The following is a 5,969-nucleotide window of genomic DNA, read 5'->3' as shown; positions in this document are numbered from 1 at the left end:
GCGCCCGGCGCTACGCCCCGACGGCGCCGAGGAGACGGTCGGCCACCAGGTCCGGCCGGTCGCTCGTGATCGCGTGGCCGGCGCCGGCCACCACCTCCACCCGCGCCGAGGGCACCAGCCGGCCGATGCGCTCCGCGACCTCGCGCGAGTCGTGCAGGGCGCTGCGCGCTCCGAGCAGGAACAGCGAGGGAACGCCGCCCAGCAGGCCCAGCTCCTCGTCGGAGAGGACCGGCGGCACCGGGAGCGCGCGGCGGAATCCCGTCGACGCGCGCATCAGGCGCATCAGTTCGGTCTCCAGGATGGTGCTGTTGCCGACCAGCCGGGCCAGGCCGGGGCGCAGCGACCGGGGCGCGGCGGACGCGAGCCCGCCCGCGATCAGCCAGGCGTAGAACCGGGGGCCCACGCGGGAGAAGCCCGCCGGGTCCAGCAGGGTGAGCGAGGCGACCCGGCCGGGGTGGTGGAGCTGGTGGCTGAGGGCCAGCCAGCCCCCGTAGGAGCAGCCGACCAGGTGGGCGGCCGTCGCGTCCAGGCCGGCCAGGACGTCCTCCAGCCAGGCGGCGCCGTCCCGGCCGTCGGCGATCGGGGCGCTCTGGGTGCTCGCCCCCGGTTCGCCGACGGTGTCGACGGCGACGACCGGGCGGTGCCGGGCCAGCGCGTCGATGTAGCGGTGCCACATCAGGGCGTTGCCACCGGAGCCCGGGAGCAGGACGACGGGGTCGCCGGTCGGTGGTCCCGCCCGGTGGACGCGGGTGGTCCCGTAGCCGGTCGGGAGGTCGATCGCGGTGCGCGGTCCGGGCCAGAGTTCCGCCAGGGCCCGTTGGTAGGCAGCGTCGAACCGCTGCCGCGCCCGGTCGTTCTTGAACGCGCTGATTCGCATGGTACATCTGTATCACGGCATGATACGGGTGTACCAGAGAGGTGGAGCCATGAACGTGCGCGTCGATCACGAGGAACGCCGACGGCAGATCGCCGAGGCGCTGCTGCGGATCGCCGACACCCAGGGCCTCCAGTCGGCCAGCATGCGGGTGGTCGCCGCCGAGGCGGGCGTCTCGCTGCGCCTGGTGCAGTACTACTTCAAGACCAAGCAGGGGCTGCTGCTGGACGCCCTGACCAGGCTGACCGCCCAGCTCCAGGCCCGGATGGAACGCTGGATCGCCGAGGCCGGCTCCCCGCCCACCCCGCGCGGCACCGTCACCGCCGTGCTGTCCTGCATCCTGCCGACCGACCCGGAGAGCCGCCGGATCACCAGGACCTTCGCGGCCTACTACACCCTGGTGCTCAACGACCCCGAGGTGCTGGAGAAGCACGGCGCGCGGCAGCCCGAGGTGCTGGAGGGCTTCCTCGCCAAGCAGCTCCACGCGGCCCGGCAGGCCGGCGGGATCGCCCCCGGCAAGGACCCCGGGATCGCCGCCGCCGGCCTGCTGGCCATGGTCAACGGCCTGGGCTCCAGCGTGCTGGGCGGCCAGCGCTCCGGCGACGAGGCGCTCGCGATCCTCGCCCGCCACCTGGACGAGCTCTTCCTGACGCCTGACGCCTGACGCCTGACGCCTGGCACTCTGACGCCCTGGCACTCTGACGGGCTTCCGGCCGGTCCCCGCTGTCAGTGGCATGTGCCAGGATCTGCGGTCATGTTGGAGATCACGGTGCGGACGGAAAACGACGAGACCCACCCCCGGCCGGGCGTCGAGGCGCTGGCGGGGCTGGTCCGGCGGATCGGGGCGAAGCGGGACCGCTTCCTGGTGGTCGAGCGGAGGCCCGACGAGCCGGACGTCTACGTCCAGGTCTGGCACGAGGAGGGTGAGAACTACACCCTGGAGTACCGGGACGGCGGACCCGACAAGCACTTCCAGGTGCTCCTCGACGACCCCGAGCCGGTGATCACCGCCATGACCGCCTGGGCGCGCCGGGAGCCCGGGTGGGGAGAGGGGCACGCGTGGGAGGCGCTGGAGCTGCCGTAGTGAACGGGCCCGGCCGCGCGGGACGTCGGATCCGCCGACGTCCCGTGCGGCGGGCGCGGTGGGGTCAGCTCATCGACCAGACGAACGGGTCGTGGGGGACCGGCGGGGACGGCCGGGGGGCGGACGCCCCGGCGGTGCGCTCCACCACGGATCGGTCGACCGCCGGCGAGGCCCCGGACCGCGCGGGGGCGGAGCGCAGGCCCGCGGCCGCCTCGTCGAGCAGGTCGATGGCGGCCCCCGGGAGGGCCTGGCCGGGGAGGTGGTCGCGGGCGAGCCGGGCGGCGGCTTGCAGCGCGTCGTCCGTGATGTCCACCCCGTGGTGCTCGACCAGCCGGTGCCGGGCGCCGCGCAGGATCTCCAGCACGTCGGCCGGGCCCGGCTCGTGGACCGGCACGGGCTGGACCAGGCGGTCGAGTCCGGCGTCCCGTTCCCAGCGCAGGTACTCGGCCGTGGTGGCGGTCGCGACCACGGAGACACCGGGGAGCCCGAACACCAGGCGGAAGAAGGCCAGCGCCTCCGTCCGTCCCTCCCGGGTCCGGACCGGGGCGAGGGCGTTGTCGAGGAACAGCACGAGCCCGGTCGACCGCTGGACGTCGCCGACCAGGTCCGCCATCACCTCGGTGAACCGTCCGTGGTGCTGCGGGTCGGTGAAGAGCGCGCCGACGTCGAGGAGGCGGACGGTGCGGCCCCCGAACTCCGCCGGTGCCGTCCCGGAGACGAGGGCCTCGGCCAGGCCGATCACCACGCTCGTCGTACCGGCCCCGGGTTCGCCCACGAGCAGCGCGACGTTGCGGTGCCGTCGGCTGAAGACCCGCAGGATCCGCTCGATCTCCGAGTCCCGCCCGATGACCGTGGGCGCCTCCTGCGCGCTCGCCTCGGCGCTCAGGTCCCGGGTGAACCGGTCCAGCGAGGTCGGCTCCGGTGGGGGCTCCGGGGGATCCTCCGGGGGCGAGTACGCGGTCAGCAGGATCACGACGTGGTTCCGGATCCGGCTGTGGTCGGCGCCGGACTCCTTCAGGATCGTGGCTCCGACACCCTCGTCCTCCCGGATGACCCCCAGGAGGAGGTGCTCCGTGCCGATGTAGTTGTGGCCGAGGTCCTGAGCCGAATTGAGCGAGAGTTCAAGGGCCTTCCTGGCGGCCGGGGTGAAGTGAAGGTTCTCTGTCGTCCGGTGCGGTTGATGCCTGACACGCCGCTCGACCTCCGCCCGGACCGCCGTGAGCGAGAGACCGAGGCGCTCCAGAACCTTGGCGGCGACGCCCTCGCCCTCGTGGATGAGCCCCAGGAGGAGGTGTTCGGTGTCGATGGCGTCCCGCTCCTGCCACCGCGCCTCCTCCTGGGCCAGGACGACGACCCGCCGCGCCCGGTCGGTGTACCTCTCAAACACCCGTTCCCCCTCCCTCCAGCGCCGCCAGGTCCTTCCGCGCCCGCACCGTGTGCGGATGGTCCGGGCCGAGCAGGCGCTTCCGTTCCCCGACCAGCTGCCGCAACAGGGCCACCGCCTCCGCCTCGGCGCCCGTCAACGCCAGGTTGCGGGCGAGCATGTGCCGGGTCCGCAGGGTGTCCTCGTGCTCGCCGCCCAGGACGCGGCTGCGGTCGGAGAGCAGGACCCGCAGCATGGTGATCGCCTCCGCCCGGTGGCCGGACTCGCCGAGGTTGACGGCGAGGAACTGGCGGGTGTGCAGGGTCTGCGGGTGTTCCTCGCCGAGCAGTTGGGCGTAGGCGTCGGGAAGGGGCCGCAGCAGGCGAACGGCCTCCGCCGGGTCGCCGGCGCCGCCGACGCAGTGGGCGAGGGCGCGGCGGGAGAGCAGGGTGTCCTCGTGGTCCGGGCCGAGGATGCGGGTCTGCTCGTCCAGCACGGCGCGCAGGGATTCGGAGGCGCCGGTCCAGTCGCCCTCCAGCGCCTGCTGTTCGGCCTCCTCCCGCCGCTTGCGCAGCCCGGGGGCGGCGGTGAGGCCGAAGGCCCGGTTGAGGCCGAGGGCGGTCCGGTCGGCGTTCTGGGTTCCCCGGTTGCGCGGGACGGGCAGGTTCCGGGCGCGCATCTCGGCGGCGATCCGCCGGTAGAGCTCCACGACGGTGAGCTCTTCCGGGGCGTCGGCGACGCCCTCGCGCAGCATCCTGATGAGCCGCCCGGAGAAGGCGGTGTGCTCCTCGTCGGGCGGGGAGAGCGCGACCTGGTTGTGCGGGGCCGAGGCGAGCACGTAGGTGCCGTCGATCTCCAGCTGGTTGATGGTGGTGCCGTTGCCGGCCATGGTGTCGTTGACGGCACGGCCGGAGAAGCAGCAGTCCAGCACGATGATCTTGGTGGTGGCCTGGCTGTCGAGCACGGCGGCGCGCAGCTTGTCGTACTCGATGGAGTTGAAGTCCGGTGACGCGTACTCGCTGTAGGGCAGCGCGAGGTAGAGGTCGTGCCGGCGTCCGCCGACCAGTCCGTGTCCGGCGAAGTAGACCAGCAGCAGGTCCTCGGCCTCGTCCGCGGCGTCCCGCAGACGCCGGCCGACCCGGGACAGGTCGCCGTCGTTCAGCAGGACGGTGCAGTGCTCCTCGGGCACGATGCCGTGGTCCGGGTCGGTGAACACCTTCGCCAGGTCGGTGATGGTGGGCCGGACCGCCGGGAGGTCCGGCAGGTCCGGGTCCGTGTACTCGCTCGCGCCGACGAGCACGATCCGGGAACGATCGCGGTCCGGAAGCGGCACGTCAGGCCTGCTCGGGGGTGGACTCGTCCGGATCCGCCAGGGCCGCGCGCAGGATCTCCTCCAGCTCCCCGGCGCGCACCCGCTTGGCGTCGAGTTCCACCGTGGCGCCGCCCGGCCGGCGGATCTTCAGCCGGACGTCGCTGCGCCGCGGCTGGGCGAACCACGCGCGCAGCGACGAGGCGAGCACCGAGAGGCCGCCACCGGCGCCGAGGGCGACGGAGACGGTGTCCAGCACCGCTCCCATCTCGCCGGGCCCGGGCGCCCGGCCGGTCAGGGCGACTTTCCGCAGCTCGGACTCCCCCCGGAGCCAGTCGGTCAACGATTCGGCCTCCGCGACGGTCTCCCCACCGGTCACGGAAATGTGCACGTCCACGAGCGCCCCCCATTAGGCCTGGTGACGGACGGAGTTGAGGGCGGCCAGTCTACTGATCCAGGCCGCTCCGCGCAGTGCTCTCAGGAACGGGATCAGGGACCGGGGACGAGCAGGTGGAGCGCCCCCGGGGCGACGGTGACCTCGATCGGGAGGCGGGACATGAACTCGCCGTCGGCGTAGGCGGTGATGCCCGGGGAGGTGAGGCGGAGCGAGGGGGTGCGGTGGGTGGTGACCTCGGGGTGGTGGATGTGGGTGCCCTTGAGCAGGGTGGGGAAGAAGCGGGCGACCCGGCGGCGCGGCATGGCGTCGACCAGGGTGACGTCGAGGAGGCCGTCGGCGGGGTCGGCGTCGGGGCAGATGAGCATGCCGCCGCCGTAGCTGGTGGTGTTGCCGACGGCGGCGAGGGTGAGGTCGCGGCTGATCTCGGTGCCGTCGGCGAGGGTGATCCGGAACGGCAGGGGGCGGAGGTTGACGAACTCGATCGCGATGGCGAGGTGGTAGCGCAGCCGGCCGCGCGGCCGGCGCAGGCGGTTGGTGCGGTCGCTGACGAGGGAGTCGAAGCCGCTGGCGAGCACGGAGCCGAACCATCGGGTGGTGCCGTCGGCGCCGGTGACCCGGCCGAGGTCGACGGTGCGGGTGTGGCCGGCGGCGATCACGTCGGCGGCGGCCTCGGGGTCGTCGCGGGGGAGGCCGTGGGCGCGGGCGTGGTCGTTGCCGGTGCCGGCCGGTATGACGCCGAGCGGGGTGGCGGTGCCGGCGACGGCCTGGAGGCCGAGGTTGATCATGCCGTCGCCGCCGACCACGACCAGGGCGTCGCAGGGGTCCGAGGAGGTGACGGCCGAGCGCGCGAGCGCGAGTGAGTCGGCGGCCGAGGCGCCCGCCCGGGCGTCCACGGTGATGCCGTGGGCGCGCAGGCGGGCGGTGGCGCGGCGGGCGGACGGC

At 73.9% G+C, this 5,969-nt stretch carries 7 protein-coding genes; 2 read left to right on the top strand and 5 right to left on the bottom strand.

Going from position 1 to position 5,969, the window contains the following annotated elements; genetic code table 11:
- Nucleotides 1–10 precede the first annotated feature (10 nt).
- Complete coding sequence (locus ABD308_RS14365) at nt 11–877, bottom strand: alpha/beta fold hydrolase (protein WP_344333525.1); 867 nt, start codon at nt 875–877, stop codon at nt 11–13.
- 55 nt (nt 878–932) lie between these two features.
- Here ABD308_RS14365 and ABD308_RS14360 point away from each other — a divergent pair, with 55 nt between their 5' ends.
- Entirely contained in the window at nt 933–1,538 is a 606-nt protein-coding gene (locus tag ABD308_RS14360; RefSeq protein WP_344333544.1) for a TetR/AcrR family transcriptional regulator, read from the top strand.
- A gap of 90 nt (nt 1,539–1,628) precedes the next feature.
- A complete protein-coding gene (locus tag ABD308_RS14355; RefSeq protein ID WP_344333523.1) occupies nt 1,629–1,958 on the top strand; it encodes a hypothetical protein in 330 nt (109 codons plus the stop codon).
- Between the two features lie 64 nt (nt 1,959–2,022).
- On the opposite strand, the gene ABD308_RS14350 is transcribed toward ABD308_RS14355, so the two are convergent.
- The 4 genes from ABD308_RS14350 to ABD308_RS14335 all read right to left on the bottom strand — a co-directional run.
- Nucleotides 2,023–3,345 (bottom strand): Clp protease N-terminal domain-containing protein, encoded by a 1,323-nt coding sequence (locus tag ABD308_RS14350; RefSeq protein WP_344333521.1) that lies wholly within the window; start codon nt 3,343–3,345, stop codon nt 2,023–2,025.
- The gene (locus ABD308_RS14345) at nt 3,338–4,654 is read right to left on the bottom strand and encodes a caspase, EACC1-associated type (protein WP_344333519.1); all 1,317 of its coding nucleotides are present in this window, start codon (nt 4,652–4,654) and stop codon (nt 3,338–3,340) included. Before ABD308_RS14345 ends, ABD308_RS14350 begins: the two co-directional genes overlap by 8 nt.
- Before the next feature lies 1 nt (nt 4,655).
- Nucleotides 4,656–5,027: an effector-associated constant component EACC1 gene (locus tag ABD308_RS14340; protein WP_344333517.1), complete on the bottom strand. Its 372-nt coding sequence runs from the start codon at nt 5,025–5,027 to the stop codon at nt 4,656–4,658.
- Between the two features lie 92 nt (nt 5,028–5,119).
- On the bottom strand, nt 5,120–5,969 hold an 850-nt coding region (locus tag ABD308_RS14335), incomplete at its 5' end, for a diacylglycerol kinase (protein WP_344333515.1).

Origin of the sequence: Kitasatospora putterlickiae, from assembly GCF_039527695.1 — a bacterium.
In the GTDB taxonomy this organism is placed as follows: Bacteria; Actinomycetota; Actinomycetes; order Streptomycetales; family Streptomycetaceae; genus Kitasatospora; species Kitasatospora putterlickiae.
This window is presented reverse-complemented; position numbering and strand designations above follow the sequence as displayed.

Excerpts from the sequence above, each read along its gene's own strand:
- ABD308_RS14365 (WP_344333525.1), bottom strand. The coding sequence starts at position 877 with ATGCGAATCAGCGCGTTCAAGAACGACCGGGCGCGGCAGCGGTTCGAC.
- ABD308_RS14355 (WP_344333523.1), top strand. The coding sequence starts at position 1,629 with ATGTTGGAGATCACGGTGCGGACGGAAAACGACGAGACCCACCCCCGG.